24 protein-coding genes, 1 other RNA gene and 2 pseudogenes are annotated in these 23,293 nt (G+C 62.9%); 19 read left to right on the forward strand and 8 right to left on the reverse strand.

What is annotated here, in order from left to right; translation table 11 throughout:
- Window positions 1-33: 33 nt before the first annotated feature.
- Window positions 34-1,125, reverse strand: a complete 1,092-nt coding sequence (locus tag ACZ9IL_RS11010; protein ID WP_476003555.1) for an alkene reductase — start codon at window positions 1,123-1,125, stop codon at window positions 34-36.
- A gap of 240 nt (window positions 1,126-1,365) precedes the next feature.
- Between ACZ9IL_RS11010 and ACZ9IL_RS11015 the strand changes: the two genes are divergently transcribed.
- The 3 genes from ACZ9IL_RS11015 to ACZ9IL_RS11025 all read left to right on the forward strand — a co-directional run bounded on the left by ACZ9IL_RS11015 (window position 1,366) and on the right by ACZ9IL_RS11025 (window position 4,490).
- On the forward strand, window positions 1,366-1,962 hold the full coding sequence (locus tag ACZ9IL_RS11015) for a TetR/AcrR family transcriptional regulator (RefSeq protein WP_476003556.1): 597 nt from the start codon (window positions 1,366-1,368) through the stop codon (window positions 1,960-1,962).
- Window positions 1,963-2,342: 380 nt separating this feature from the next.
- Complete coding sequence (locus ACZ9IL_RS11020) at window positions 2,343-3,686, forward strand: anaerobic C4-dicarboxylate transporter (RefSeq protein WP_476003557.1); 1,344 nt, start codon at window positions 2,343-2,345, stop codon at window positions 3,684-3,686.
- A 144-nt stretch (window positions 3,687-3,830) separates the two neighbouring features.
- Window positions 3,831-4,490: a Dph6-related ATP pyrophosphatase gene (locus ACZ9IL_RS11025; RefSeq protein WP_476003558.1), complete on the forward strand. Its 660-nt coding sequence runs from the start codon at window positions 3,831-3,833 to the stop codon at window positions 4,488-4,490.
- A 71-nt stretch (window positions 4,491-4,561) separates the two neighbouring features.
- Here the strand turns inward: ACZ9IL_RS11025 and ACZ9IL_RS11030 are convergent, their stop codons facing one another.
- Window positions 4,562-5,701: a M20 family metallopeptidase gene (locus ACZ9IL_RS11030; RefSeq protein ID WP_476003559.1), complete on the reverse strand. Its 1,140-nt coding sequence runs from the start codon at window positions 5,699-5,701 to the stop codon at window positions 4,562-4,564.
- Between the two features lie 84 nt (window positions 5,702-5,785).
- Window positions 5,786-7,162: a C4-dicarboxylate transporter DcuC gene (gene dcuC, locus ACZ9IL_RS11035; protein WP_476003560.1), complete on the reverse strand. Its 1,377-nt coding sequence runs from the start codon at window positions 7,160-7,162 to the stop codon at window positions 5,786-5,788.
- A 283-nt stretch (window positions 7,163-7,445) separates the two neighbouring features.
- Between dcuC and ACZ9IL_RS11040 the strand changes: the two genes are divergently transcribed.
- The 7 genes from ACZ9IL_RS11040 (at window position 7,446) to ACZ9IL_RS11070 (ending at window position 13,675) form a co-directional block, all read left to right on the forward strand.
- Window positions 7,446-7,760, forward strand: a complete 315-nt coding sequence (locus ACZ9IL_RS11040) for a hypothetical protein (RefSeq protein ID WP_476003561.1) — start codon at window positions 7,446-7,448, stop codon at window positions 7,758-7,760.
- A gap of 203 nt (window positions 7,761-7,963) precedes the next feature.
- A complete protein-coding gene (locus tag ACZ9IL_RS11045) occupies window positions 7,964-8,314 on the forward strand; it encodes an ArsC family reductase (RefSeq protein WP_476003562.1) in 351 nt (116 codons plus the stop codon).
- A gap of 21 nt (window positions 8,315-8,335) precedes the next feature.
- Complete coding sequence (gene dapE, locus ACZ9IL_RS11050; protein WP_476003563.1) at window positions 8,336-9,463, forward strand: succinyl-diaminopimelate desuccinylase; 1,128 nt, start codon at window positions 8,336-8,338, stop codon at window positions 9,461-9,463.
- A gap of 70 nt (window positions 9,464-9,533) precedes the next feature.
- Entirely contained in the window at window positions 9,534-10,238 is a 705-nt protein-coding gene (locus ACZ9IL_RS11055) for a M15 family metallopeptidase (protein WP_476003564.1), read from the forward strand.
- On the forward strand, window positions 10,235-10,381 hold the full coding sequence (locus ACZ9IL_RS11060) for a hypothetical protein (protein ID WP_156128293.1): 147 nt from the start codon (window positions 10,235-10,237) through the stop codon (window positions 10,379-10,381). The genes ACZ9IL_RS11055 and ACZ9IL_RS11060 overlap by 4 nt, the downstream gene beginning before the upstream one ends.
- A gap of 281 nt (window positions 10,382-10,662) precedes the next feature.
- On the forward strand, window positions 10,663-12,390 hold the full coding sequence (locus ACZ9IL_RS11065) for a potassium/proton antiporter (protein WP_476003565.1): 1,728 nt from the start codon (window positions 10,663-10,665) through the stop codon (window positions 12,388-12,390).
- A 181-nt stretch (window positions 12,391-12,571) separates the two neighbouring features.
- A complete protein-coding gene (locus ACZ9IL_RS11070; RefSeq protein WP_476003566.1) occupies window positions 12,572-13,675 on the forward strand; it encodes a beta-N-acetylglucosaminidase domain-containing protein in 1,104 nt (367 codons plus the stop codon).
- Window positions 13,676-13,751: 76 nt separating this feature from the next.
- Here ACZ9IL_RS11070 and ACZ9IL_RS11075 read toward each other — a convergent pair whose 3' ends face one another.
- Entirely contained in the window at window positions 13,752-14,384 is a 633-nt protein-coding gene (locus ACZ9IL_RS11075) for a LysE family translocator (RefSeq protein WP_476003567.1), read from the reverse strand.
- Window positions 14,385-14,462: 78 nt separating this feature from the next.
- On the opposite strand from ACZ9IL_RS11075, the pseudogene ACZ9IL_RS11080 reads away from it, so the two are divergent.
- The 3 genes and pseudogenes from ACZ9IL_RS11080 to ACZ9IL_RS11090 all read left to right on the forward strand — a co-directional run.
- Window positions 14,463-14,672 (forward strand): annotated as a pseudogene (locus ACZ9IL_RS11080) (methyl-accepting chemotaxis protein); the annotation flags it as partial.
- Between the two features lie 179 nt (window positions 14,673-14,851).
- Entirely contained in the window at window positions 14,852-15,382 is a 531-nt protein-coding gene (locus ACZ9IL_RS11085) for a DUF1523 family protein (protein ID WP_476003568.1), read from the forward strand.
- Window positions 15,379-15,675, forward strand: coding sequence for a winged helix-turn-helix domain-containing protein (locus ACZ9IL_RS11090; RefSeq protein WP_476003569.1), 297 nt, complete (start codon window positions 15,379-15,381; stop codon window positions 15,673-15,675). Before ACZ9IL_RS11085 ends, ACZ9IL_RS11090 begins: the two co-directional genes overlap by 4 nt.
- Window positions 15,676-15,981: 306 nt before the next feature.
- On the opposite strand, the gene ACZ9IL_RS11095 is transcribed toward ACZ9IL_RS11090, so the two are convergent.
- A complete protein-coding gene (locus ACZ9IL_RS11095; protein ID WP_476003570.1) occupies window positions 15,982-16,455 on the reverse strand; it encodes a hypothetical protein in 474 nt (157 codons plus the stop codon).
- Between the two features lie 407 nt (window positions 16,456-16,862).
- Here ACZ9IL_RS11095 and ACZ9IL_RS11100 point away from each other — a divergent pair, with 407 nt between their 5' ends.
- Complete coding sequence (locus tag ACZ9IL_RS11100; protein WP_476003571.1) at window positions 16,863-17,561, forward strand: RluA family pseudouridine synthase; 699 nt, start codon at window positions 16,863-16,865, stop codon at window positions 17,559-17,561.
- Window positions 17,562-17,689: 128 nt separating this feature from the next.
- Here ACZ9IL_RS11100 and udp read toward each other — a convergent pair whose 3' ends face one another.
- A complete protein-coding gene (gene udp, locus ACZ9IL_RS11105; RefSeq protein WP_476003572.1) occupies window positions 17,690-18,445 on the reverse strand; it encodes a uridine phosphorylase in 756 nt (251 codons plus the stop codon).
- 392 nt (window positions 18,446-18,837) lie between these two features.
- Here udp and yiaY point away from each other — a divergent pair.
- The 3 genes and pseudogenes from yiaY to ACZ9IL_RS11120 all read left to right on the forward strand — a co-directional run bounded on the left by yiaY (window position 18,838) and on the right by ACZ9IL_RS11120 (window position 21,173).
- Window positions 18,838-19,989: pseudogene (gene yiaY, locus ACZ9IL_RS11110) on the forward strand (L-threonine dehydrogenase).
- Window positions 19,990-20,123: 134 nt separating this feature from the next.
- Window positions 20,124-20,462 carry an outer membrane protein assembly factor BamE gene (locus ACZ9IL_RS11115; RefSeq protein WP_005325779.1) on the forward strand — a complete coding sequence of 113 codons (339 nt, stop codon included), beginning with the start codon at window positions 20,124-20,126 and terminating at the stop codon, window positions 20,460-20,462.
- A gap of 75 nt (window positions 20,463-20,537) precedes the next feature.
- Window positions 20,538-21,173, forward strand: coding sequence for an NAD(P)H-binding protein (locus ACZ9IL_RS11120; RefSeq protein ID WP_476003573.1), 636 nt, complete (start codon window positions 20,538-20,540; stop codon window positions 21,171-21,173).
- A 105-nt stretch (window positions 21,174-21,278) separates the two neighbouring features.
- On the opposite strand, the gene ACZ9IL_RS11125 is transcribed toward ACZ9IL_RS11120, so the two are convergent.
- Window positions 21,279-21,638 (reverse strand): RnfH family protein, encoded by a 360-nt coding sequence (locus ACZ9IL_RS11125; protein ID WP_476003574.1) that lies wholly within the window; start codon window positions 21,636-21,638, stop codon window positions 21,279-21,281.
- Window positions 21,631-22,065: an SRPBCC family protein gene (locus tag ACZ9IL_RS11130; protein ID WP_476003575.1), complete on the reverse strand. Its 435-nt coding sequence runs from the start codon at window positions 22,063-22,065 to the stop codon at window positions 21,631-21,633. Before ACZ9IL_RS11130 ends, ACZ9IL_RS11125 begins: the two co-directional genes overlap by 8 nt.
- 248 nt (window positions 22,066-22,313) lie before the next feature.
- Between ACZ9IL_RS11130 and smpB the strand changes: the two genes are divergently transcribed.
- Complete coding sequence (smpB, locus tag ACZ9IL_RS11135) at window positions 22,314-22,802, forward strand: SsrA-binding protein SmpB (RefSeq protein WP_476003576.1); 489 nt, start codon at window positions 22,314-22,316, stop codon at window positions 22,800-22,802.
- Window positions 22,803-22,923: 121 nt separating this feature from the next.
- Window positions 22,924-23,283, forward strand: a transfer-messenger RNA (tmRNA) gene (gene ssrA / locus ACZ9IL_RS11140).
- Window positions 23,284-23,293 lie beyond the last annotated feature (10 nt).

Consider the following 23,293-nt stretch of genomic DNA (forward strand, 5'->3'; position numbering starts at 1 on the left):
CGCTATGGTGTGACGCTTCCCGTCGATGTGCGGCTACTCGCCGGCGCCTGCCAGGGCCGGATAGTCGATGTAGCCTTCGGCGCCGCCGCCATAGAGGGTCTCAGGCCGCAACGCGGCAAGGGGCGCGCTTTCCTTGAGGCGAGCCACCAGATCCGGGTTGCTGATGAAAGGGCGGCCAAAGGCAAACAGATCCGCCTTGCCCTGGCTCAGATGAGCGTTGGCAAGCGCGAGGTCATAGCCGTTATTGGCCAGATAGGTCTGCTTGAAGCGGTGGCGCAGGGAGCCAAAGTCGAAGGGGGCGACATCGCGGGGACCGCCGGTGGCCCCCTCGATCACATGCAGGTAGACGATGCCAAGTTCACTGAGCCGCTCGACCAGATAATCGTACTGCGGCTGGGGATCGCTGCAGGAGATGCCATTGGCCGGTGACACGGGAGAGATGCGCACCCCGGTGCGATCGGCCCCAATCTCGTTTGCCACGGCGGCGGTCACCTCGAGCAGCAGCCGTGCCCGTTTCTCGATGGAGCCGCCATAGGCATCAATGCGCAGGTTGGCCCCGTCCTTGAGGAACTGCTCCAGCAGGTAACCGTTGGCGCCGTGTACCTCGACCCCGTCGAAGCCGGCCGCCATGGCGTTGGCCGCCGCCTGACGGAAGTCATCGACGATGGCAGGGATCTCCTCTAGGGTCAGCGCCCGCGGCGCCGACACCTCGACGAAGCCGTTGTTGACGAAGGTCTTGGTCTCGGCACGAATGGCCGAGGGGGCCACAGGGGCGGCCCCCTGCGGCTGCAGATCGACGTGGGAGACACGGCCGACGTGCCAGAGCTGCACGAAGATCCGGCCCCCCTTAGCATGCACCGCCTCAGTCACCTTGCGCCAGCCTGCGATCTGCTGCGGGGTGTAGAGACCCGGGGTGTCCTGATAGCCCTGCGCCTGGGCGGAAACCTGCGTCGCCTCGGCAATCAGCAGGCCTGCCGTGGCGCGCTGGCTGTAATAGGTGGCAGCAAATTCGCTCGGTACCAGGCCGGCACCGGCGCGATTGCGGGTCAGCGGCGCCATCACGATGCGATTGGCGAGGGTGATGGGGCCAAAGGGGTAGGCTTCGAAGAGTCTGGGGTCTGTCATGTCTCGCCTCTGTCTTGTGGATGCCGGGTCGGGTGTGGAAGCGGGTCTGCGCGCCGGTCAATACCGAGCGGGCGTATCCATGATGGCGCAGGCTGAGCGATCACGCCCTCTCGCCTCTTCCGGATTGAACACCATTAAAGATGACGATCATCATCTTTGCAGTCAAGCATTTTGATGATGACCGACATCAATGTATATTGGGCACTTCAGCAGTTGCACTATTCGGAGAGATCACCGGCTATGAGGGTCACCAAAGCACAGGCGCAGGCGAACCGGGCACGCATCGTCGAGACCGCCGCCAGGCTGTTTCGGGAACGGGGTTACGACGGAGTGGGGGTCGCAGATCTGATGGCGGCCGCCGGCTTTACCCATGGCGGCTTCTACAAGCATTTCCCGGCCAAGGCGGATCTGATGGCGGAGGCGGCCACCTGCGCCTTCGAGCAGAGTGCCGAAAAGACCAAGACCCTGGATGCCCCGGCGTTTGTCAGTCACTACCTGTCAAGGGAGCATCGCGACGCCCCGGGGGACGGCTGCATCATGGCCGCCCTGTGCGCCGATGCGGCGCGTCAGCCGGCACAGATCAAGGCCGCCTTCGCGGCCGGTATCGAGACCCTGCTGACCCGCGTCGGGACGCTCGACGAGCTAGCCGACGCGGGCGACGATGAGGCGCGCCGAGCCAGGGGCATGGCGCAGATGGCGCAGATGATCGGCGCCATGGTGCTGTCGCGCGCCTGTCCGGATGACTCGCCACTGGCCGATGAGATCCTGGCTAGCTGCGGTGCCGCCCTGTTGTCGCAGCTCTCCTCCTCCGCCGCCGCGCCAGACGACAAACAGTAAGCCGTCAGCCAATGCAGGGCGGGCACGTCCCGCCCCCATGACCGCGCTCGACCTGCCCATGCCCCGCCCCTCCGACCCACCCAGTGATGCGTTCCATATGCCCTCCACATCGGCTCGGGGCTGGCGGCAATGACGCCCCCTCTTCCCTCCATCTCACCTCGCAACCAGCCCCGCCCGCACCGCCTTTCTGCCCTCTCCATCGCCTCGCACCGTAGTTTTTATGCAGTTAAATCGAAAAAACATGAGTTATTGAAGCACTTCAAGTTTTTACCCCTTTAGGGTAGGCAGAATAACCACTAACCCTTTAGGGGCAAATAACAACAGATAATCCGGATCCATGTTCCGACACCCACATGGATCGAATCACGCGAGGAAATGGAATGATCTTGATGGAATTTTTGGTGGTACTCGGCTGTCTGCTGCTGGGTACCCGTTTCGGGGGCATGGGGCTGGGTCTCATCAGCGGCATAGGTCTGTTCCTGTTGACCTTCGTGTTCGGCCTCACCCCGGGTGAGCCGCCAGTCCAGGTAATGCTGACTATCCTCGCGGTGATCGGCTGCGCCGCCACCCTGCAGACCGCAGGCGGTCTCAACCTGATGATGCAGATTGCCGAGCGCCTGCTGCGCCGTCATCCCCAATACATCACCATACTGGCGCCGCTCACCACCTGGACCCTCACCTTCCTGTGCGGCACCGGCCACGTGGTCTACACCATGTTCCCCATCATCTCCGACATAGCGCTACAGAAGAACATTCGCCCGGAGCGCCCGATGGCGGTGGCTTCTGTCGCCTCCCAGATGGCGATCTGCGCCTCGCCGGTGTCGGTGGCCGTGGTCTCCATGGTCTCCATCCTGGCGGCCGGTCACGGCATCGGTCAGGCCTACAGCCTGCTCGACATCCTGATGATCGCCATCCCCTCCTCCCTCAGCGGAGTGATCATGGCGGCCCTGTGGAGCCTGCGCCGCGGCAAGGACTTGGACAAGGACGAAGAGTTCCAGGCCAAGATCAAGGATCCAGAGCAGCGCGCCTACATCTACGGTGGCGGTGAGACCCTGCTCAACACCAAGTTCCCGAAAGAGGCCTACTGGTCGACCTGGATCTTCTTCGCCGCCATCGCCGCCGTGGTGGTGCTGGGGGCCGACGCCTCCCTGCGCCCGGTGTTCGAGATGGGCGGCAAGACGGGCCCGCTCTCCATGAACCTGGTGATCCAGATGATGATGCTGATCGCCGGCGCCGTCATCCTGATGCGCTGCAAGGTCAAACCGGGCGAGATCGCCAACGGTGCCGTGTTCAAGGCCGGTATGGTCGCGATCTTCTCGGTGTTCGGGGTCGCCTGGATGAGCGAAACCTTCTTCCAGGCCCACATGCCGCTGCTCAAAGAGACCCTGGCCCACGTGGTGCAGGCTCAGCCCTGGACCTATGCCCTGGTGCTGTTCCTCATCTCCAAGCTGGTGAACAGCCAGGCCGCCGCGCTCACCGCCATCGCCCCCATGGGGCTGGCACTGGGAGTCGAGCCCAAGCTGCTGATCGCCTTCCTGCCTGCCAGCTACGGTTACTTCGTGCTACCGACCTACCCGAGCGATCTGGCCTGCATCGGTTTCGACCGCACCGGCACCACCCGCATCGGCAAGTTCATCATCAACCACAGCTTCATCGTGCCGGGTCTGATCGGGGTCGCCACCTCCTGCAGCCTGGGCTATGTGCTGACCAGCATACTGCTGTAACCCCGACCGGCCTTCCCATGCCATCCCTCAACGGGCCCCTTCGCGGGGCCCGTTGTCTTTTCGCGCCCTGCCCGTGCTCCCGCCTTTGCCAACCCCCCGCCAGCTCGGTAGCATGCCTTCTCCTTCACCATCGGAATACAAGCCATGTCTCGCGTCATCGCGCTCTGGAGCGGCGGCAAGGATGCCATGCAGGCCCTCTGTCATGCCCGCGAGCAGGATCATGACGTGGTGGCCCTGGTCACCTTTGCCCCGCCCAATCCCCGCTTCCTCGCCCATCCGCTGGCCCTGGTCCGGCGCCAGGCCGAGGCTCTGGGCTTGCCCCATCGGCTGGTGACCATAGAGGCCCCGTTCGAGCAGAGTTACGAGCAGGCACTGGCCGACTTGCAGCGGGAGTGGGATATCGACGGCGTGGTCACCGGCGATATCGACAGCGTGGGCGGGGAACCTAACTGGATCCGTGCGCGCTGTCGCCCGCTCGGCCTCGCCGTGCACAGCCCGCTCTGGCGACAAACTCGCGCGGCGCTGCTGGCGGATCTGCTGGCCCGCGGCATCAAAGCCCACCTCTCCTGCGTCGATACCAGGGTGCTGGCTCCGGACTGGGTGGGACGGGCACTGGACGCCGCCAGCCTCGCCGAATTGCAGGCACTTGCCGCGCGGCAGGGCTTCGATGCCTGCGGCGAACAGGGGGAGTATCACAGCATGGTGACCGACGGCCCCGGCTTTGGGGCGCCGCTTCACCTCAATGGCTGGCGGGTAGCGCGGCAGGAGCACCTAGCCTATCTGGCGGAGGACGAGGCCGGCTAACCCTCCGGCCCTTCGCATAGATGAAAACGGGAGGCCTAAGCCTCCCGTTTTCACTGCCTGAACGCTATTTTTCAGCGTACCAGTTTGGTCAATACGCGCTGCAGCAGACGAATGCGTGGCGCTATGCTCTCCAGCAGCAGGAACTCGCTCTGTGAGTGGAAACCACCGCCCATGGGGCCGAAGCCATCGAGAGACGGCACCCCGGCCGCCGCGGTGAAGTTCGCATCCGAGCCGCCCCCGGCCTCCAGCCAGTTGAAGGAGATCCCCTCCTCCTTTGCAGCGGATTCCACCAGCCGCATCAGCCCCTGGGTATCCTCATTGGGGCGCATCGCCGGCTTGAAGGTCTGGCGTTCCACCTCGACCCGGCAACCGCTCAGGAAGGGGTTCTGGGCCATGAAGCCGAGCCGGTCGTGCACGGCCGCCGCCTCGTCGTTGCTCCAGAAGCGCAAGTCGACGATGGCCTCGGCAAAGTCCGGCACCACGTTGACGCCGGTGCCGCCTTGCACCACCCCCACGTTCATGGTGGTGCCGGTTTCCATGTTCACCTGCTCGTTGATGGCGAGCACCCAGTGGGCGAGTTCGGTGATGGCGGAGATGCCCTCCGCCAGGGCGGATCCCGCGTGGGAGGCCTTGCCGTGGAAGCGAATGCGGTACTTGGCATTGCCCTTGCGGGCGCTGATGAGATCCCCGCTCGGACGGGCCGCCTCGGCCACCAGCACACAAGCGCTCTGCTTGGCTTTCTTCACCAGCCACTCCTTGGACCAGGGGGAGCCTATCTCCTCGTCGCAGTTGCAGCACACCAGCACCCGGAGCGTGGCCAGCACGGCCGGATCCATGCCCTGCAAGGCATACCAGGTGGAGAGCAGGCCGCTCTTCATGTCGGAGACGCCGGGGCCGAAGGCCTGATCGCCTTCCACCTTGAACGGCCGCTTGGCGGCGGTCCCTTCCGGGAAGACGGTGTCCATGTGACCCACCAGCATCACGTCATAGTGCTCGGCGCCGGGGGCATTGGTGATCTCGAGGCAGGGGCCGCATTCGACGGCAAACTGGTGGCGAGTCACCTGCCAGCCGATGGCCTCGTATTTCTCGGTCATGAGGTCGGCCACCCTGGCCACCCCGGCCGGGGTGCGGGTACCGCAATCCAGGTTGATGAGGGGGGCCAGATCCGCCAGGTAGGCGTCCAGGGAAAAATCGTTGCGTGAGTCTGACATCATCGTCTCCATCAGGAAGGAGGCCCGGCCTCCCGCCGCTTGGCAGAGTGAATGGAGCGAGCGGCCAGGCCGCCCGCTCCGCCATTACATGAACAGCAGATAGTTGAGCGCCAGGGCGGTCACCAGGGCACCGGCCATGGGCACGCTGGTGCGCTTGACTACCACGAAGGGGGAGACCTTGGCGATGCCGGCGCAGGCGATGAGCACCGCAGCGATGGGCGAGATGCTGCGCCCGATACTGGAGGCGAGCTGCATCGGCAACAGCATGGTCACCGCCGGCACCCCGAACTTGGCCGCCACCGCGGGGGCCAGGGTGGAGAAACTCAGGAAGGCCGCGTTGCCGGAGCCCATGATGACGGCGGCCACCATGATGAGGCCCACCATCACCAGCGTCATCAGGCCGCTGCCGATGCCGGCATTGCTGGCCGAATGCAGCAGGGTGTCGATGGCACCGATGGCCTTGAGGGATTCGGCGAACAGTTCGGCGCAGACGATGAGCGCCACCACGGGGCCGAACACCTTGCCCATACCGTCGAGGAAGCTCGACAGGCCGGCGAAGGCGGTGCGCACCGAGCGCGAACGCAGCAGCTCGCACAGCATGCCGATGAACACCGACAGCAGCATGGCCACCTCCACGCTCATCTTGATGTCGTCCACCAAGAGCTTTGAGAAGGTCATCATCAGCACGAAGGGGATGATGGGCAGCAGGGCATACCAGGTCGGCGCCGTCACCTCGTCGGTCCCCTGCTCGTCGAGCTCGGCGGAATCGCCGCGATGCTGAGCGGGATCCCAGCCATCCTTGCGGTCACAGTGCCGCTGCCAGAAGAAGTGCAGCACCATGGTCACCAGCAGCATGGGGGCCACCAGCCAGATCTGGTAATCCACGAAGTAGCTGGTCGGATCCATGCCGGACTGGCCGGCGGAGAAGATGGCGTTGGTCTGGGTCGGGCCAATCTCGAACGCCTGGGAGGTGGCGATGACGCCGCAGGCGGAGGCTGGGCTGATGCCGAGGTTGCGCATCACCGGGTACATGGTGACCATCAGCAACAGACCGAGGCCGGTGGCGGAGGTGACGAACAGGGAGACGAACACCGCCACCAGGTAGCAGATGGAGAGCATCAGATAGCTGGACTGGATGCCCGCCACCGGTTTGACCGCCACCCTCACCAGGGCCTGGGAGGCGCCGATGTGGGACATGTAGGTCGCAAAGCCGGCCACCGCCATGATGGTGAGGCCCAGCCCCGCCGCCCGGTAAGAGAAGATTCCCTTGAACACCTCGAACAGGTCGAACAGGGCGAAGCCGGTGCTCTTGTCGGCGGGCAGGATGGGGTGCAGACCCAGCCAGTAGGACAGGGTGAAGAGGCTCATCCCCGCCAGCGCCAGCACGGCCTGGGGGTTGTAGTCCTTGACGATGCCGTACACCACGGCCATCAGCACGAACAAGACGAATAAGAGTTCCAAAATGCGCTCCTGATTGGTTATCGAGGGGCGAAATCTAGTGGGCGATCTCGCCTTTCCCCTTGATCCCCATCAATAAAGATGGCTTGAATGCACATTTAAAGAATAAAACACCAACCAAATCACAAAAATCAGTCGTTAAATTTGACGTTGGCGCATTAGAATCCAGTGGCATAGCGTCAAGACCAGCAACCTCCATTTTTTTGCTCTGGATCAACGTCCGTTGGGGGGGAACTGGCCAAGATGCCCGTCGATACAAGGCGACCATTTCGCACCGGAGAGAGTTATGACAAACCAGGCCACCGCAGAGAGCATCAACTGCGACTACAAGCTGTGGGACATCCTCATCGAGTCTGCAAAGGAGCGCACCACCATTCGTTACTCCAAGCTGGCCAGGCAGGCCGGGCTGGAGAACAGCCAGGACGAGTTGCGCACCCTGCTGCAACGCATCCGCATGTATTGCACCGAGCACCAGCTGCCGACCCTCTCCGCCATCGTGGTGGACGACGTGGGCAAGTACGCCGGCCTCTCTTCCAGCCTGCCGGACGCGCCCTGGGAGCGCGCCCGGGTCTTCGACTACCAGTGGCCCGTCGCGCCCTGAATCATCCCGCCGGGTCACCCCACACAAAACGCGCCCTCTGGCGCGTTTTGTGTTTTCGGGACCAAGGCCGGCTCTCCCCTCGTAGAAAATCCCCTTGGCGGGGCGCCGCCGTTGCCATCCGGGGGTCACAATGCCAGAATCGGGCCCTCTCTTGACTTTCACGTCAGCGTTCAGGGCCAAGGCCCGCAGATAAAGGACTCAGCATGGCCAACATGCTCTATGGCATCAAGAACTGCGACACCATCAAGAAGGCCCGCAAGTGGCTCGATGAGGCCGGCGTCGACTACCGTTTTCACGATCACCGGGCCGACGGCCTGGATCCCGCCCAGCTGGATCTGTGGCTCGAGCGACTCGGCTGGGAAGCCCTGCTCAACACCCGCGGCACCACCTTTCGCGCCCTGCCGGACGAGGCAAAACAGGGGCTCGACACCGTCAGCGCCCGCGCCCTGCTGCTGGCCCAGCCCGCCATGATCAAGCGCCCGCTGCTGGACAAGGATGGCGAGCTGCACCTGGGCTTTAAAGCCGACCACTACCAATCCCTCTTCTCTCGTTAAACTTTTTGTTAAGGAACGCCGATGTCGGATGTCATCGCACTGGCCAAGGATCTGATCCGCCGCCCCTCCGTTACGCCGCTGGATGAAGGGTGCCAGACCCTGATGGCGGCACGCCTCGAACGCCTCGGCTTCGTCATCGAGCCCATGGTGTTCGAAGACACCACCAACCTGTGGGCCCGCCGTGGTACCCAGGGGCCGCTGTTCTGCTTCGCCGGCCACACCGACGTGGTGCCGGCCGGGCCGCTCGACAAGTGGCACACCCCGCCGTTCGAGCCGACCATCAAGGACGGCATGCTGTATGGTCGCGGCGCCGCCGACATGAAGGGGTCGCTCGCCGCCATGGTAGTGGCCACCGAGCGCTTCGTGGCCGCGCACCCGGATCATCGGGGCTCCATCGCCTTCCTCATCACCTCCGATGAAGAGGGCCCCTTCATCAACGGCACCACCCGGGTGATCGACACCCTGGAGGCGCGCCACGAGAAGATCCGCTGGTGCATCGTCGGCGAGCCCTCCTCCACCAGCCAGGTGGGAGACGTGGTGAAGAACGGCCGGCGCGGCTCCATCACCGGGGATCTGGTGGTGCGCGGGGTACAGGGTCACGTGGCCTACCCCCATCTGGCGGACAACCCCATCCACCGCGCGGCGCCGGCCCTGAGCGAGCTCGCCAGCACGGTCTGGGATCAGGGCAACGCCTACTTCCCGCCCACCAGCTTCCAGATTGCCAACATCCAGGGGGGCACCGGCGCCTCCAACGTGATCCCGGGCGAGCTGCACGTGCAGTTCAACTTCCGCTTCAGCACCGAGCTCACCGATAGTGCGATCCGCGAGCAGGTCGAGGCCCTGCTGAGCCGTCACGGGCTGGATTTTGAGATCAAATGGACCCTCTCCGGCCAGCCCTTCCTGACCGACACCGGCGAGCTGCTGGTGGCGGCCGTGGGAGCCATCGAATCCGTCAACGGTCAGCAACCGGCACTGCTCACCACCGGCGGCACCTCGGACGGGCGCTTCATCGCCCCCACCGGTGCCGAGGTGATCGAGCTTGGCCCCGTCAACGCCACCATTCACAAGGTGAACGAGTGCGTGAAGGCGCAGGATCTGGATCTGCTGGCGGACATGTACCAAGGAGTGCTGGAGCGCTTGCTGGCATGACGGCACGCCAACCCCGGGATGGCGGCGCGGCCGCCCTCCCTTTCGCCATCACACCGCAGGAGGGACAGCCATGACCCAGGATCAGCTGCTGGGGCTGGATGACAGCCACCTCATCCTGGTGGGGCGCGGCCCCCACCGCCTGAGCGCCGCCACCGCGGCGGCCTTCAACGACATGCAGGTGGCCGCCGCCTACGAGGGCCACAACCTGCAGGCCGCCTCCAGCTGGCGCGGCTTCGAGCGCCAGCTCGCCATCTGGAATGGCAAGTGGCGCGGCGAGCGGCCGCTGCTGGACGCCAACAACCAACCGCTGGATGCACACCAGCTGACGGAGACCGAGCGACTGCACGCCATCCTGCGCTGGAGCGCTCTGCCCGGCACCAGCCGCCACCACTGGGGCACGGATCTGGACATCTACGATCCCGACTGCCTGCCCACGGGCACCAGGCTGGCGCTGGAGCCCTGGGAGTATGAAGAGCACGGCTGGTTTGCGGGCCTCAGCGACTGGCTGACCGACCACATGAACGATTTCGGCTTCTTCCTGCCCTATGCCAAGCCGCTCGACGGCGGCAGCGGGGTCGCCTACGAGCCCTGGCACATCAGCTTCGCCCTGGAGTCGGCCGATCAGCGGCTGGATCCCGACGCGCTGGCGCTTTGCCTGCAACAGGCGGATATTGAAGGCAAGGCGTGCATACTGGCCCATCTCGACGAGATCCTGGCCCGCTATGCCACCACAAGTGTCAACGCCGGTCGCACCGATAGGAGAAACGAACTATGAGTCTGTGGTTATGGATAGGCCTGCCGCTGTTGTTCCTGCTCGGCCTGTTTCTGAATGCCATCAAGGACATGAAGCGGCTCGAGAAGCAGTTGCCCAAATACCGGGACAAGATCCGGGAAGTCAAAGACGACGAGGACGACTGATCCCGTGAGCGGGGCGCCGTGCGGCGCCTCGCTCTCCTCTTTAGGCCCGGTTCCCCAACCAGCCACCGGCCCCGAAATGCCATCCTCTGACTGCCTGCAACAGGGCACCGATTGCCACCTCTTCCTGTCATCCTGCCCGCGCCAATCCCTCCCGGCCGACTGCTTAAAAACAGCACTGTAAACGTAAAAAACTGCAAATTAATGCACAATTAAGCCACACAAAGGGGGCCAAACTGCATATAATGTGCCTGTTTTTGCGGATCGCTACGAGGAGTTCGCCATTGGATGCCACCACCATCAACAGTTTCTTCTTTATCGGCGCCTTGTTGGTGGGAGCCAGTGTCCTGTTAAGTGCGCTCTCCTCCCGGCTCGGCATCCCCATTCTGGTCATATTCCTCGCCGTCGGCATGCTGGCCGGTGAGGACGGTCCCGGCGGCATTCACTTCGCCAACTACTCCACCGCCTATCTGGTCGGCAACCTGGCGCTCGCGGTCATCCTGCTCGATGGCGGCATGCGCACCCGGGTCTCCTCGTTTCGGGTCGCGCTCTGGCCCGCCCTGTCGCTCGCCACGGTCGGGGTCGCCATCACCACCGCCCTGACCGGCCTCGCCGCAGCCTGGTTGTTCGATCTCAGCCTGATGCAGGGCATGCTCATCGGCGCCATCGTCGGCTCCACCGATGCGGCGGCGGTGTTCTCCCTGCTCGGAGGCCGCAGCCTCAACGAGCGGGTCAGCGCCACCCTGGAGATCGAGTCCGGCAGCAACGATCCCATGGCGGTGTTTCTCACCGTCACCCTGATCGAGGTGCTGGCCACCGCCCAGCAGGGACTGGACGCCGGTTTCCTGCTGCTGCAACTGCTGCAGCAGTTCGGCATGGGGGCGGGCATCGGTCTGGGAGGCGGCTGGCTGCTGTGGCGCCTGATCAACAGCGCCAAGCTGGCCCCCGGTCTCTATCCCCTGCTCACCGTCAGCGGCGGCCTGCTGATCTTCGCCCTCACCACGGCGGTGGGGGGCAGCGGCATCCTCGCCATCTACCTCACCGGCCTGCTGCTCGGCAACCTCTCCCTGCGCAGCCGCAGCACCACGCTGTCGGTGCTGGACGGCCTGACCTGGCTCAGCCAGATCGGCATGTTCCTGGTGCTGGGGCTGCTCGTGACCCCCAGCAACCTGCTGCCCATCGCCCTGCCCGCGCTCGCCTTGTCCATGTGGATGATCCTGTTCGCCCGCCCGATCTCGGTCTGGGTCGGCCTGCTGCCGTTCAAGAACTTCGCGCCGCGCGAGCGCTGGTTCATCTCCTGGGTGGGGTTGCGCGGCGCCGTGCCCATCATCCTGGCGGTCTTCCCCATGATGGCGGGGCTGCCCAACGCCCAGCTCTACTTCAACGTCGCCTTCTTCGTGGTGCTGGTCTCCCTCATCCTGCAGGGCAGCTCGCTGCCGCTGGCCTCGAAGCTGGCCCGCGTCGAGGTGCCGGCACCGCCCTCCCCCATCAATAGATCCGGGCTCGAGATCGATCTCGACAGCCAGTGGGAGACCTTCGTCTATCGCCTGAGCGCCGAGAAGTGGTGCATCGGCTCTCCCCTGCGGGAGCTGCGCATGCCGGAGGGCACCCGCATCTGCGCCCTGTTTCGCGGGCAGGAGCTGTTGCACCCCTCGGGCAGTACCTGCCTGCAATCCGATGACATCCTCTGCGTCATCGGCCACGAGCGTGACCTTCCCGCCCTCGGCCAGCTGTTCAGCCAGGCGCCGGAACAGGATCTGGGCCCGCGCTTCTTCGGTGACTTCCTGCTGGAGGCGGCCGCCAGACTGGTGGATCTCGCCCCGTTGTACGGGCTGGATGTGAGCGAGGTAGCGGATCAGACCCTCGGCAACTTTATCGCCGGACAGTTGGGCGATAATCTGGTGGTCGGCGACCATTTCACCTGGCAGGGTCTGCTCTGGACGGTGGCGGAGATGGAAGAGGGTGAGCCCCGCAAGATCGGGGTTCGCTTCCTGGAAGAAGATCCCGTCTAGGCCCGCCGCTGGCTATGTTGAATAACAGCCGCCCGACATCTGTTGCCGGCGGTCATCCGGGATAACAAGCGCGCGACAACCGCTGTTTGCAGTCATAAACAAGGTTTAGAGCAGCATATCTTCCTGTTTCACAACTTTTTACAAGGTGGTGAGCAGGTTTTCAGTGATAAGGGAGAATATTATGCCTTACCAAACCCTGTTGTCTGGTCTGTATCCTCCCTCCCCCAAGCTGGGCCTCATCGAGGGCTTCTTTGGCAAGGGCTGGAGCTGGGATGCCCGCGCCCGCTACGCCCAGTGGCTGCCCCGCCATGGCTATGGTTTCTATATTTACGCGCCGAAAGAAGACGGCTATCTGCGCAAGCACTGGGCCCAGCCCTGGCCCGCCCAGCAGCTCGACGATCTGCGCCGCCTCGCCCAGCAGTGCCGTGACAACGGTCTGGCCTTCGGGGTGGGCCTGAGCCCCATGGGTGCCCATCACGACTACCCGCACAAGCGAGCGGCCCTGCTGGAGAAGGTGCGGCTCATCGACGAGGCGCTCAAGCCCGATATTCTGGCGGTGCTGTTTGACGACATGACCGGCGACACCCCGGATCTCGCCCACTGGCAGCTCACCATCGCCCACGACATCGCGGCCCACACCCAGGCCGGCCGATTGCTGTTCTGCCCCAGCTACTACTCCACGGATCCGGTGCTGGAGAAAGTGTTCGGCGCCATGCCCCCCCACTACCTGACCGATCTCGGTCAGGGGCTGGACAAGCGTTTTGACATCTTCTGGACCGGCCCCAGGGTCTGCTCCACCGAATACCCGGTGGCGCACCTCAAGCAGGCCGCCGACTGGCTGCACCGCAAGCCTTTCCTGTGGGACAACTACCCGGTCAACGACGGCAGCAAGGCCAGCAGCTACCTGCACCTGCGCGCCTTCGAGAACCGCCCCGCCGAGCTCGGCGAGCTGGTGGCCGGCCACGCGGTCAACCCCATGAAGCAGGCAGCGCTCTCGGTGCTGCCGCTCGCCACCCTGCCCATGAGCTACAAGCTCGGCAAGCAGTACGATCCGGACAAGGCGCTGCACGCCTCCCTCAACGCCACCTGTGGCCCCCAGATCTCCGCCATGATCCAGGCCGATCTGCCGCTGTTCCAGGATATCGGGCTGGCCCAGCTCACCCAAGAGCAGGTGATCCACCTCAAGACCCGCTACCTGCCGTTCCAGGATCAGGTCTGCGTGAACGAGATCCTGCGCTGGCTGGCGGGGGAATATGTGTTCGATCCGGACTGCCTGACCGACTGAATCATCGGCGCCAGCGCCAGAAGGCCACAAAAAAGGCCACCTCCCGGGAGGTGGCCTTTTTGCATGGCGGATGCTGTCAGCCGAAGGCCAGCCAGACGCCGACAAACAGCATCAGGGAGCCGGCAATGCGGTTCATCAGGGTGACGTTGCCGCTTTTGGCGAGGAAGTGGCGCAGGGTGCGGCCGCCGCTCGCGTAGAGCAGCAGACAGGAGAACTCGATGATGAGAATGAGCGTCACCAGCGCGCCGATCTGTGGCGCCATCGGCTTGGCCGCGTTGATGAAAGGCGGCAGCAGGGAGACCATGAAGGCCCAGCCCTTGGGGTTGGCGATGGCGGTGACGAAACCTTGCAGCGCCAGTCCGAGCGGCTTGGTCTCCTGCCCTGCCGACAGGTCGGCCGGGATGGCCATCTTGCCCTTCGCCTGCCACATCTGGATGCCGAGCCAGACCAGATAGGCGCCCCCCACGTACTTGAACGCCGAGAACAGCGCCGGGTAGTTGAGCATGACGGCAGCCACCCCGACCACGGACAGCACCGAGACCAGCCCAACCCCGATGAGCTCCCCCCACATCATGTGCAGAGTACGGCGCACCCCCAGACTCATGCCGAGGGTCATCGCCAGGGTCATGCACATCCCAGGCGTGACGGAGACGAAAAAGAACGTGGGTACAAACAACGCCAGAATGGCGGGATCAATCCAATCAGACACACTACACCTCCATGCCAATAACCCAGTGATCTTGCCTATCACACTCTTTTAACACAAGAAAAAACCTTTTCGCCTGGCGCGGTCAACCAGATCAACGGCGCCAATGCCCAGGTAGCCACCACCGCCGAGGAGCAATCCTGCGTCACCGCCGACATCGGCCGCAACCTCACCAACATCCACGAGATAGTGAACCAGAGCGTGACGGGCATCAGCCAGAGCGCCGCCGCCAGTCACGCACTGTCACAGCTCGCCGAACAGCAACGCAAGCAGCGGCCCCAGTTCCAGCTCTCGTTGCCCTTCGCGAGCGACGCTCGGGCCCCGCATTCTGGGCCCGAGCCGCCGTACCAGCGCGGCCTCTCCCGGTTTTAAACGATACTTTTGACTTTAAGGTGCCATTAGGGGCTGGGCTCCATGCTCAAATATGGGTATTGTAGAGGCACGTCATTCCCCCTCACCCAGAGAACACCATGAGCCTCAAGTTCAAGAAACCCGCCTTTATCGTCCTGGGGCTCATCGCCCTGCTCTCCGCGCTCTGGCTCGACTACTACCTGCCGGAACACACCATCGCCACCATCACCGGGGTCGAGGTGAAGCGCACCGACAAGGATGGCCCCATCAGCCAGAAGAACCCGGCTGACGGCCCCACCGTCGATGTCTATTACATCTATACCGAGCGTCCCGGCGAGAAGATCCGGGTGTTCCGCAACGAGGATACCCTCTGGGGCTGGCCCTTCTACTTCAAGTTCAACGCCGCCGATGTGCAGGCCAAGGCCAAGTCCATGGAGTTCGAGAAGCGTCTGGCCATCATCACCTCCTACGGCTGGCGCGTGAACATGTTCTCCCTGTTCCCGAACGTCACCAAGATTGAGAGCACCGAGCCCGACGCCTCCACCTGGAGCTTCTTCCGCTGGTTCTGGTTCGGTCTCTGGGCGCTGGTGATGGGCAAGGCTGCCATCGCAACCTGGCGCTACTTCGACCGGCTCGAGGACGAGATATGAGCGAGCCGAGCAAGACCCGGACCAGTTTCTATCGCCGGCTCTACGTTGCTCACCTGATAAGCCAGGGCACCGACACCATCCCCGCCATCATGGCGGCGACCGGGATGCCGAGGCGCACCGCCCAGGACACCCTGACGGCCCTGGCGGAGCTCGATATTCTGTGCAGCTTCGAGCAGACCGAGGGGGCGCGTCACCTGCAAGGCCACTACCGGATCGGCGACTGGGGGCCCATCAACCCGGTCTGGATAACGGCCAATCTGACCGCCATCAAACAGGTTCTGAGCTACCCCTGAAGGATAATCATCCCCTGTTGCATCAGCGACCGGGGAGCTATCCAACCCGGTCTGGATAACGGCCAATCTGGCCGCCATCAAACAGGTTCTGAGCTACCCCTGAAGGATAATCATCCCCAGTTGTATAGCCGACCGGGGAGCTATCCAACCCGGTCTGGATAACGGCCACTCTGGCCGCTATCCAACAGGTTCTGAGCTACCCCTGAGTCATGGCCAGTGCGATGCATCGGCAGCCGGGAACACATAAACAGAGAGGGGAGCCATGGCTCCCCTCTCTCGTATCGGGTCGTTGCGGCTTTGCCGCGCCTACTCCTCCGGGAACGGCTCCTCCGGCAGCGGCTCTGCCGATTCCCCCTTGGTGCAGTCGATGATGGTGCGCTTGGGGTTGTTGGGATCCCGCAGCAGCAGGGGAGCCTCCCCCAGATCATGTTTGCGCTCATCGCTGAACTCGCTGCCATAGGCGTTGTGGGTCAGCCGACGCGCGTTGGCGATGGGGGTGTCGACGAAGAGGGCGTGCACCTCGAAAGTCGAGGCCGGGATGAGGAATCCCGTGATGGGCAGACCGTGCAACTCCTGATGGGTCTTGTACCAGGCGAAGCCGTCCGTCACCTTGTCGGGGGTAAAGGTCTTGAGCAACGGATGGGACGGCTCGCCCGTCTCGCTATCAAGGTGGAGCTGGTCCAGGTCACAGGTCGCCAGCCCTTGCCACATCGACTCGAATGGCGTGGCACATCCTGCCAGTTGTACGCAGGCCAGCAATGCCAACGTCTCTTTCCACATCCTCCGCCCCTTATCCATTCCCATGGTTAGTTAAATGCCCGCAGACGCTGCTCTGGCAGGTCGATGAAGCCCGAGCCGGCCCGGTTCCCCCTGGATGTTCGCCGGCTATCTATTGAGAGGATAGCGACTCACTGTGCCATTCCCACCCTATGCACGGCCCGATCAGACCCGGCAGTCTAGCCCAGGGAGCGGCCCCAGCGCCAGTCATCGACGCAGACCACGGCGAACGGGAGCCACACCATAACAACAGGGCGGCCCTTTAACTCGGCAGAACGTCACAAAACGGACCCGGGCAGCCCCTGGCCCGGCCCCTTTGCCGATAAAACCGGCAACCTGGCCTCACCGGGTTCGCGGGGGGAGGAAAAATTGGCTATCATCCCGCCCCACCCTCTGCCTTGACCCGCGCCATGTCTGTCATCGTCGACACCTTTATCGCCCCCCCTTGCCACGCCAGCATAGGGATCCTCTACCAGGATGAGCACCTGCTTGTCATCGACAAACCGAGCGGCCTGCTCAGCCTCTCGGGCAAGAACCCGCAGAACCTCGACTCGGTACACTATCGGTTGGTACAGGATTTCCCCGGTTGCACCCTGGTGCATCGCCTCGACTTTGGCACCTCGGGGATCATGGTGGTGGCCAGGAACAAGGCCGTCAACGCCCAGCTCTGCCACCAGTTCAGCCAGCGCGCCGTGACCAAAGCCTACGAGGCCCTGCTGTGCGGTCATCCGGTCGATGACGAGGGGCTGATCGATGCCCCCATCGCCAAGGATCCGGCGTTGTTTCCGCTGATGAAGATCTGCGCCCTCAGCGGCAAGCCGGCCCGCTCCCGCTATCGGGTGCTGGCGCGCCTGAGCCGCGAGAGCGAAACAGGTGAGCCACTGCGGCTCAGCCGGGTACGGCTCGTGCCCGAGACCGGTCGCACCCACCAGCTGCGCATCCACTGCCAGCAACTGGGTCACCCCATCCTGGGCTGTGATCTCTATGGCGGCCTGATGCAGCCGGGCACAGCACAGACACCCAGGCTGATGCTGCACGCCAGCGAGCTCGACTTCATCCACCCGGTGAGCGGCGAGCCGATGGCAGCGAGATGTGCCAGTCCCTTCTAAGAGGGCAGTCTGACTGGCTGGCGATGTTGCTCGGGGCGAGGAGAAAAAACGGGGAAAGGCATAAACGGCAGATAAAGATAGGGGCCGCGCTTTCGCAACGGCCCCCACCCCCCACTCGGTGTGTGCTATCAGATCAGCTTGCGGGCGGCGCCCAGCACGATCTTGATGGCATCAGATTCGGTTTTTGCCATGGTGGCCGCACTCGGGATCTCTTGCTGGGTACGGTTGACGATGATACCCGCCACCATACCGGCGCGCAGGCCCTGGCTGGCACACATGGTCAGCAGGGTGGCAGATTCCATCTCGTAGTTCAGCACGCCCATGGCTTGCCACTCTTTCATGGAACCCTGGAAACGGCTCACTACGCGGCCGGATACGGTGTCGTAACGCTCCTGACCCGGATAGAAGGTATCGGAAGAAGCGGTCACGCCCACGTGCAGCTTGGAGCCCAGCTCCTTGGCAGTTTCGACCAGTGCGGTGGTGCACTCGAAGTCGGCAACGGCCGGGAATTCCATCGGCGCGAAGTGCAGGCTGGCACCGTCGAGGCGCACGGAACCGGTGGTAACGATCACGTCGCCCACGTTCAGGTGCGGCTGGATGGCGCCGGTGGTGCCGATGCGCAGGAAGGTACGGATGCCCAGCTGTGCCAGCTCTTCTACCGCGATGGAGGTGGACGGGCCACCGATGCCGGTAGAGCAGATGATCACGGCGGTGCCGCCCATTTCACCACGCCAGGTAGTGAATTCACGATGGCTGGCCAGGTGCACCGGGTTATCCAACAGTTCTGCGATACGCTTCACGCGCTCGGGATCACCGGGGACGATCGCCAAGGTGGCGCCTTGCAGATCAGCTTTCTTCAAACCCAAGTGGAAAACATCAGACATAGTGGACTCCTGGTTGCTCCCCACCAGCATGGTCAGGGGGCAAGTTAAGATGATTCTTTATGGTACTTTCAAGCCTGCTCTCCCCTCATTATGGGGAGGCGCCACTATGGTCGAAAGCGCTTTCCAATTCCTTGAAGCATCTCACACTTCCACGCATTGACAGTGACAGATTCCACGCAAAACGTTTGCTAAGCTGATGAATTTCCTGAAAAACGTTTTTCACCCACCTTTCATTTTCACCCCTTGTCAAGCCCTCTCTGTCCGCCCTAAACAAGAGCACGATCGAGTCCACAAAGTTGCAAACCAGATACTATTGACCCCTGTTTATCTCCTCATCAGCTGTTATGTTGGCGCTCGCATACCACTTAATGGCTAATCATACGGAGTCCATCATGGCGACATTCAAATTCTATATTCCCGCGGTCAATCTGATGGGCGCTGGCTGCCTGCAAGAGGCGACAGCCGATATCAAGGGCCATGGCTTTCGCAAGGCGCTGATCGTCACCGACAAGATCCTCAATTAGATAGGCGTGGTCGCCAAGGTGGCCAGCCTGCTGACAGAACATGGCATTGAAAGCGCAGTGTTCGACGAGACCAAGCCCAACCCGACCATGATCAATGTGGAAGCCGGCCTGGCCATGCTCAAGGCCAACCAGTGCGACTGCGTCATCTCGCTGGGCGGTGGCTCGCCCCACGACTGCGCCAAGGGCATCGCTCTGGTCGCCGCCAACGGCGGCAGCATCAAGGACTACGAGGGGGTGGATCGCTCCGCCAGGCCGCAGCTGCCGCTCATCGCCATCAATACCACCGCCGGTACCGCCTCCGAGATGACCCGTTTTTGCATCATCACCGACGAGGCCCGTCAGGTGAAGATGGCCATCGTCGACAAGCACGTCACCCCGCTGATGTCGGTCAACGATCCCGAGCTGATGCTGGCCAAGCCCGCCGGCCTCACCGCCGCCACCGGCATGGATGCGCTGACCCACGCCATCGAAGCCTATGTCTCCATCGCCGCCACCCCGGTCACCGATGCCAGCGCCATCATGGCGATTCAGCTGATTGCCCGACACCTGCGCACCGCCGTCAAGCAGGGCGATGATCTGCACGCTCGCGAGCAGATGGCCTATGCCCAGTTCCTGGCGGGCATGGCGTTCAACAATGCGAGCCTGGGTTACGTGCACGCCATGGCACACCAGCTCGGCGGCTTCTACGACTTGCCTCACGGCGTCTGCAACGCCATCCTGCTGCCCCACGTGCAGGCCTACAACGCCCAGGTCAGTGCCGCTCGCCTCAAGGACGTCGCCCATCACATGGGGGTGGATGTCAGCGCCATGAGCGATGAGCAAGGCGCCGCCGCCGCCATCCAGGCCATCAAACGGCTCGCGCAGGATGTGGCGATCCCGGCCGGTCTGGAGCTGCTCGGGGTCAGGGCAGATGACTTCGAGGTACTGGCCAGCAACGCCCTGAAAGATGCCTGCGGCTTAACCAACCCCATGCAGGCGAGCCATGCCGAGATCGTCGCCATCTTCCGCGCCGCCATGTAACGCTTCGCGCATTGGCAAGGGGCCGCCTGGCGGCCCTTTTTATTGGCTGGAGGATCAATGGCTTTTTACTTCCGCACGGGGAGTGGGTATGATTTGCCGAGCTAAAAAGACTGTATGGATGATCTGAACCCGATATGCGGATGAAACACCTGATTGCCGCGGCCCTGACCGCCCTCACTCTGTCCGGTTGCAGCCTGGTCTATCGCATCGATATTCCCCAGGGCAACTATGTGGAACAAAAACAGGTCGACAAGCTGCGCCAGGGCATGACCCGCGAGCAGGTCGAGTTCGTGTTGGGTTCCCCCATGCTGCGCGACGGTTTTGACCCCAACACCTGGTATTATCTCTATGAATTCCAGCCAGGGCGCGGTGACAAGGAACGCAAGGAACTGACCCTGAACTTCGTGGGTGACCGACTGGCTACCGCCACGGGAGACTTCCCGCTCCCGGCGGCCTTCACCACCCCGCTGTGATACCCAACAAAACCGGCCAAGGCCGGTTTTGTTTTATAGGCTGATAACTAAGCCCAGCCCCTTAAGGACATCACCGTGAGCCAGATATTGATAGCCGGCGCCACCGGCCTCATCGGCCGAGAGCTCGTCCGCCAACTCGGCCCTGCACATGAGCTGACCCTGCTCTGCCGCAAGCCGGGCGAATCCGCTCCCGGACGACACTGGCTGGCGGTGGACTTCGAGCAACTGGACGAGGTGACCCTGCCCGCCCCCATCGAACTCGCCTTCTGTTGCCTCGGCACCACCCGCAAGGACGCCGGCTCCGACACCGCCTTTCGCCGGGTGGATCTCGACTATGTGCTGGCCTTCGCCGCCCTCGCCCGTCGCCACGGTTGCCGCCGCCTGCTGGTCGTCTCCAGCCTCGGCGCCAATCCCCGCTCCCCGGCCCTCTACCCCCGCACCAAGGGCGACATGGAACAGGCCTTGCTGGCGCAAGAGTGGCAACGGCTCGCCATCGTCCGCCCCGCCATGCTGCTCGGCAATCGCCAGCCACCGCGCAAATCCGAGCAGCTTATCCAGGCACTCTATCCGCTCATCAGGCCGCTGCTGCGAGGGCGATTCCAGCGCTGGCGCGCCATCGAGGCGAGTCAGGTGGCCCACGCCATGAGTGTGCTCGCCGAGTTGCAGGACGGCGTCGAGACGGTGGAAAACGAGCGGCTGCTCATGCTGTGATCCCTTGATCTGACGGCATAACACCCTGTCTTGGCGATGCTGAGCAGCACCCAATAACAAGAGGCGCCGTGGCGCCTCTTGTTATTGCCAGGCATTCAGCCTGCGTCAGGCCGATTCACCATCGTCCCGCTTGCGGTGCACATCGGGTCGACCACCGGTGACCACATCGGCTCGCCCCTCTTCCTTGGCCTTCTCGGCCCGCTTCTTGCGCATCTCCTTGGGATCGGCGATCAGCGGTCGGTAGATCTCGATGCGATCCCCCTCCTGCACCAGTTCGGCGCCCTTGACCGGTCGGCTATAGATACCGAACTTGTTGACCGAGAGATCGATCTCCGGGTGTTTCTGCACTATGCCGGACTGCTCGATGGCGGCCAGCACGCTGGTGCCGGAGGCAACCCGGATCCGCAGCACTGTCTGCCGCTCCGGCAGGGCATAGGCGACTTCGATATTGAGCAGATCAGACACCGTAGACCACCTTGGCGCGGTTGGAGAAGGCGAGCACCATGGAGCCCACCAGATCGCGGAAGATCTGGCCAAAGGCCAGTTCGATCAACTTGGAGGTGAATTCGAAATCGAGATCGAACTCCACCTTGCAGGCATCCACATCGAGCGGGGTGAAGGTCCACCAACCCGCCAGCTTGCTGAAGGGCCCCTCCACCAGCTCCATCCTGATCTGGCGATTGGCGTCGAGCAGGTTGCGGGTGGTGAAGGTCTTGGCGATCCCCGCCTTGGCCACATCGACCGAGGCCATCATGTAGTCTTCCCCCCTCTCGTGGACGCGGCTACCGACGCAGCCGGGCAAGAACTCGGGATAAGCGTGAACATCATTGACCAGCCGGAACATCTGTTCCGCGCTGAACATTACCAGGGCACTGCGAGTAATCCGGGGCATGGTCTTTCCTCATCCAATCGGCCCGATTTTACCATCTTGTCAGCCAAAATCACCGCCGAAACGGTTCATAAAGCCATCACCCGACCAATCGCTCATTTTTTCACCATCACTCATCACGTATACACACCTCGTCAGCCGAAATCCCCCCAGGATCGCTCACAAAGCCACCACTCGAGCGGTTGCGCGTTTTACAGCCGCCGCCACCCACGTATAATGCGCCTTCATCAACATTGCCGAAGGCCCCCGTCATGAGCAAAAAGAACAGTAAAAACAAAGCCGGGTCCAGCACCATTGCACTCAACAGAGCCGCCCGCCACGAATACTTCATCGAAGAGCGCGTGGAAGCCGGCCTGTCCCTGCAAGGGTGGGAAGTGAAATCCCTGCGGGCGGGCAAAGCCAACATCAGCGAAGCCTATGTCATCTTCATGCAGGGTGAAGCCTTCCTGTTTGGCTCCACCTTCCTGCCACTGAACGCCGCCTCCAGCCACGTGGTCTGCGATCCGACCCGGACCCGCAAACTGCTGCTGAGCCGCCGCGAACTCGACAAGCTCGAGAGCCTGGTTGCACGCCAGGGCTACACCATAGTGCCGCTGGCGCTCTACTGGAAAGAGTGCTGGGTCAAGGTCGAGATCGGCCTGGTGAAGGGCAAGAAGGAACACGACAAGCGGGAAGACACCAAAGCCCGCGAATGGGATCGGGAAAAGTCCCGCATCATGAAGAACAAAAACCGCGGTTGAGGTGTGCCAGCTGTCGATGCTCGGCGGCCAATAAACCAGCAATCGACCGGCACCAGCCGGTCGATTGCCATCAACGCCTTGCCATGACAGGATTTTTGCGTACAATCGCTTTTGACAACTTGGGGCTGATTCTGGATTCGACAAGATTCACGAAACCCAAGGTGCATGCCGAGGTGCGGTAGGCCTCGTTAATAAACCGCAAAAAAATAGTCGCAAACGACGAAAACTACGCACTCGCAGCTTAATAACCTGCGCTGAGCCCTTCTCCCCTAGCTTGCCTGTGTCCTAGGGAAACGGAAGGTCATCCTTCACAGGATCGTGTGGAAGTCCTGCTCGGGGCGGAAGCATTAAAACCAATCGAGCTAGTCAATTCGTGGCGTGTCTCTCCGCAGCGGGTTGGCGAATGTAAAGAGTGACTAAGCATGTAGTACCGAGGATGTAGTAATTTTGGACGGGGGTTCAAATCCCCCCAGCTCCACCAAATAACGTTC

The sequence above is a fragment of the Aeromonas sp. TECH754 genome, from assembly GCF_056279295.1.

What these genes read in the sequence shown, in the direction of transcription:
- ACZ9IL_RS11010 (WP_476003555.1), bottom strand. Translation starts at nt 1,125, where the DNA reads ATGACAGACCCCAGACTCTTCGAAGCCTACCCCTTTGGCCCCATCACC.
- ACZ9IL_RS11015 (WP_476003556.1), top strand. Translation starts at nt 1,366, where the DNA reads ATGAGGGTCACCAAAGCACAGGCGCAGGCGAACCGGGCACGCATCGTC.
- ACZ9IL_RS11020 (WP_476003557.1), top strand. Translation starts at nt 2,343, where the DNA reads ATGATCTTGATGGAATTTTTGGTGGTACTCGGCTGTCTGCTGCTGGGT.
- ACZ9IL_RS11025 (WP_476003558.1), top strand. Translation starts at nt 3,831, where the DNA reads ATGTCTCGCGTCATCGCGCTCTGGAGCGGCGGCAAGGATGCCATGCAG.
- ACZ9IL_RS11030 (WP_476003559.1), bottom strand. Translation starts at nt 5,701, where the DNA reads ATGTCAGACTCACGCAACGATTTTTCCCTGGACGCCTACCTGGCGGAT.
- ACZ9IL_RS11040 (WP_476003561.1), top strand. Translation starts at nt 7,446, where the DNA reads ATGACAAACCAGGCCACCGCAGAGAGCATCAACTGCGACTACAAGCTG.
- ACZ9IL_RS11045 (WP_476003562.1), top strand. Translation starts at nt 7,964, where the DNA reads ATGGCCAACATGCTCTATGGCATCAAGAACTGCGACACCATCAAGAAG.
- dapE (WP_476003563.1), top strand. Translation starts at nt 8,336, where the DNA reads ATGTCGGATGTCATCGCACTGGCCAAGGATCTGATCCGCCGCCCCTCC.
- ACZ9IL_RS11055 (WP_476003564.1), top strand. Translation starts at nt 9,534, where the DNA reads ATGACCCAGGATCAGCTGCTGGGGCTGGATGACAGCCACCTCATCCTG.
- ACZ9IL_RS11060 (WP_156128293.1), top strand. Translation starts at nt 10,235, where the DNA reads ATGAGTCTGTGGTTATGGATAGGCCTGCCGCTGTTGTTCCTGCTCGGC.
- ACZ9IL_RS11070 (WP_476003566.1), top strand. Translation starts at nt 12,572, where the DNA reads ATGCCTTACCAAACCCTGTTGTCTGGTCTGTATCCTCCCTCCCCCAAG.
- ACZ9IL_RS11085 (WP_476003568.1), top strand. Translation starts at nt 14,852, where the DNA reads ATGAGCCTCAAGTTCAAGAAACCCGCCTTTATCGTCCTGGGGCTCATC.
- ACZ9IL_RS11090 (WP_476003569.1), top strand. Translation starts at nt 15,379, where the DNA reads ATGAGCGAGCCGAGCAAGACCCGGACCAGTTTCTATCGCCGGCTCTAC.
- ACZ9IL_RS11095 (WP_476003570.1), bottom strand. Translation starts at nt 16,455, where the DNA reads ATGTGGAAAGAGACGTTGGCATTGCTGGCCTGCGTACAACTGGCAGGA.
- ACZ9IL_RS11100 (WP_476003571.1), top strand. Translation starts at nt 16,863, where the DNA reads ATGTCTGTCATCGTCGACACCTTTATCGCCCCCCCTTGCCACGCCAGC.
- udp (WP_476003572.1), bottom strand. Translation starts at nt 18,445, where the DNA reads ATGTCTGATGTTTTCCACTTGGGTTTGAAGAAAGCTGATCTGCAAGGC.
- ACZ9IL_RS11115 (WP_005325779.1), top strand. Translation starts at nt 20,124, where the DNA reads ATGCGGATGAAACACCTGATTGCCGCGGCCCTGACCGCCCTCACTCTG.
- ACZ9IL_RS11130 (WP_476003575.1), bottom strand. Translation starts at nt 22,065, where the DNA reads ATGCCCCGGATTACTCGCAGTGCCCTGGTAATGTTCAGCGCGGAACAG.
- smpB (WP_476003576.1), top strand. Translation starts at nt 22,314, where the DNA reads ATGAGCAAAAAGAACAGTAAAAACAAAGCCGGGTCCAGCACCATTGCA.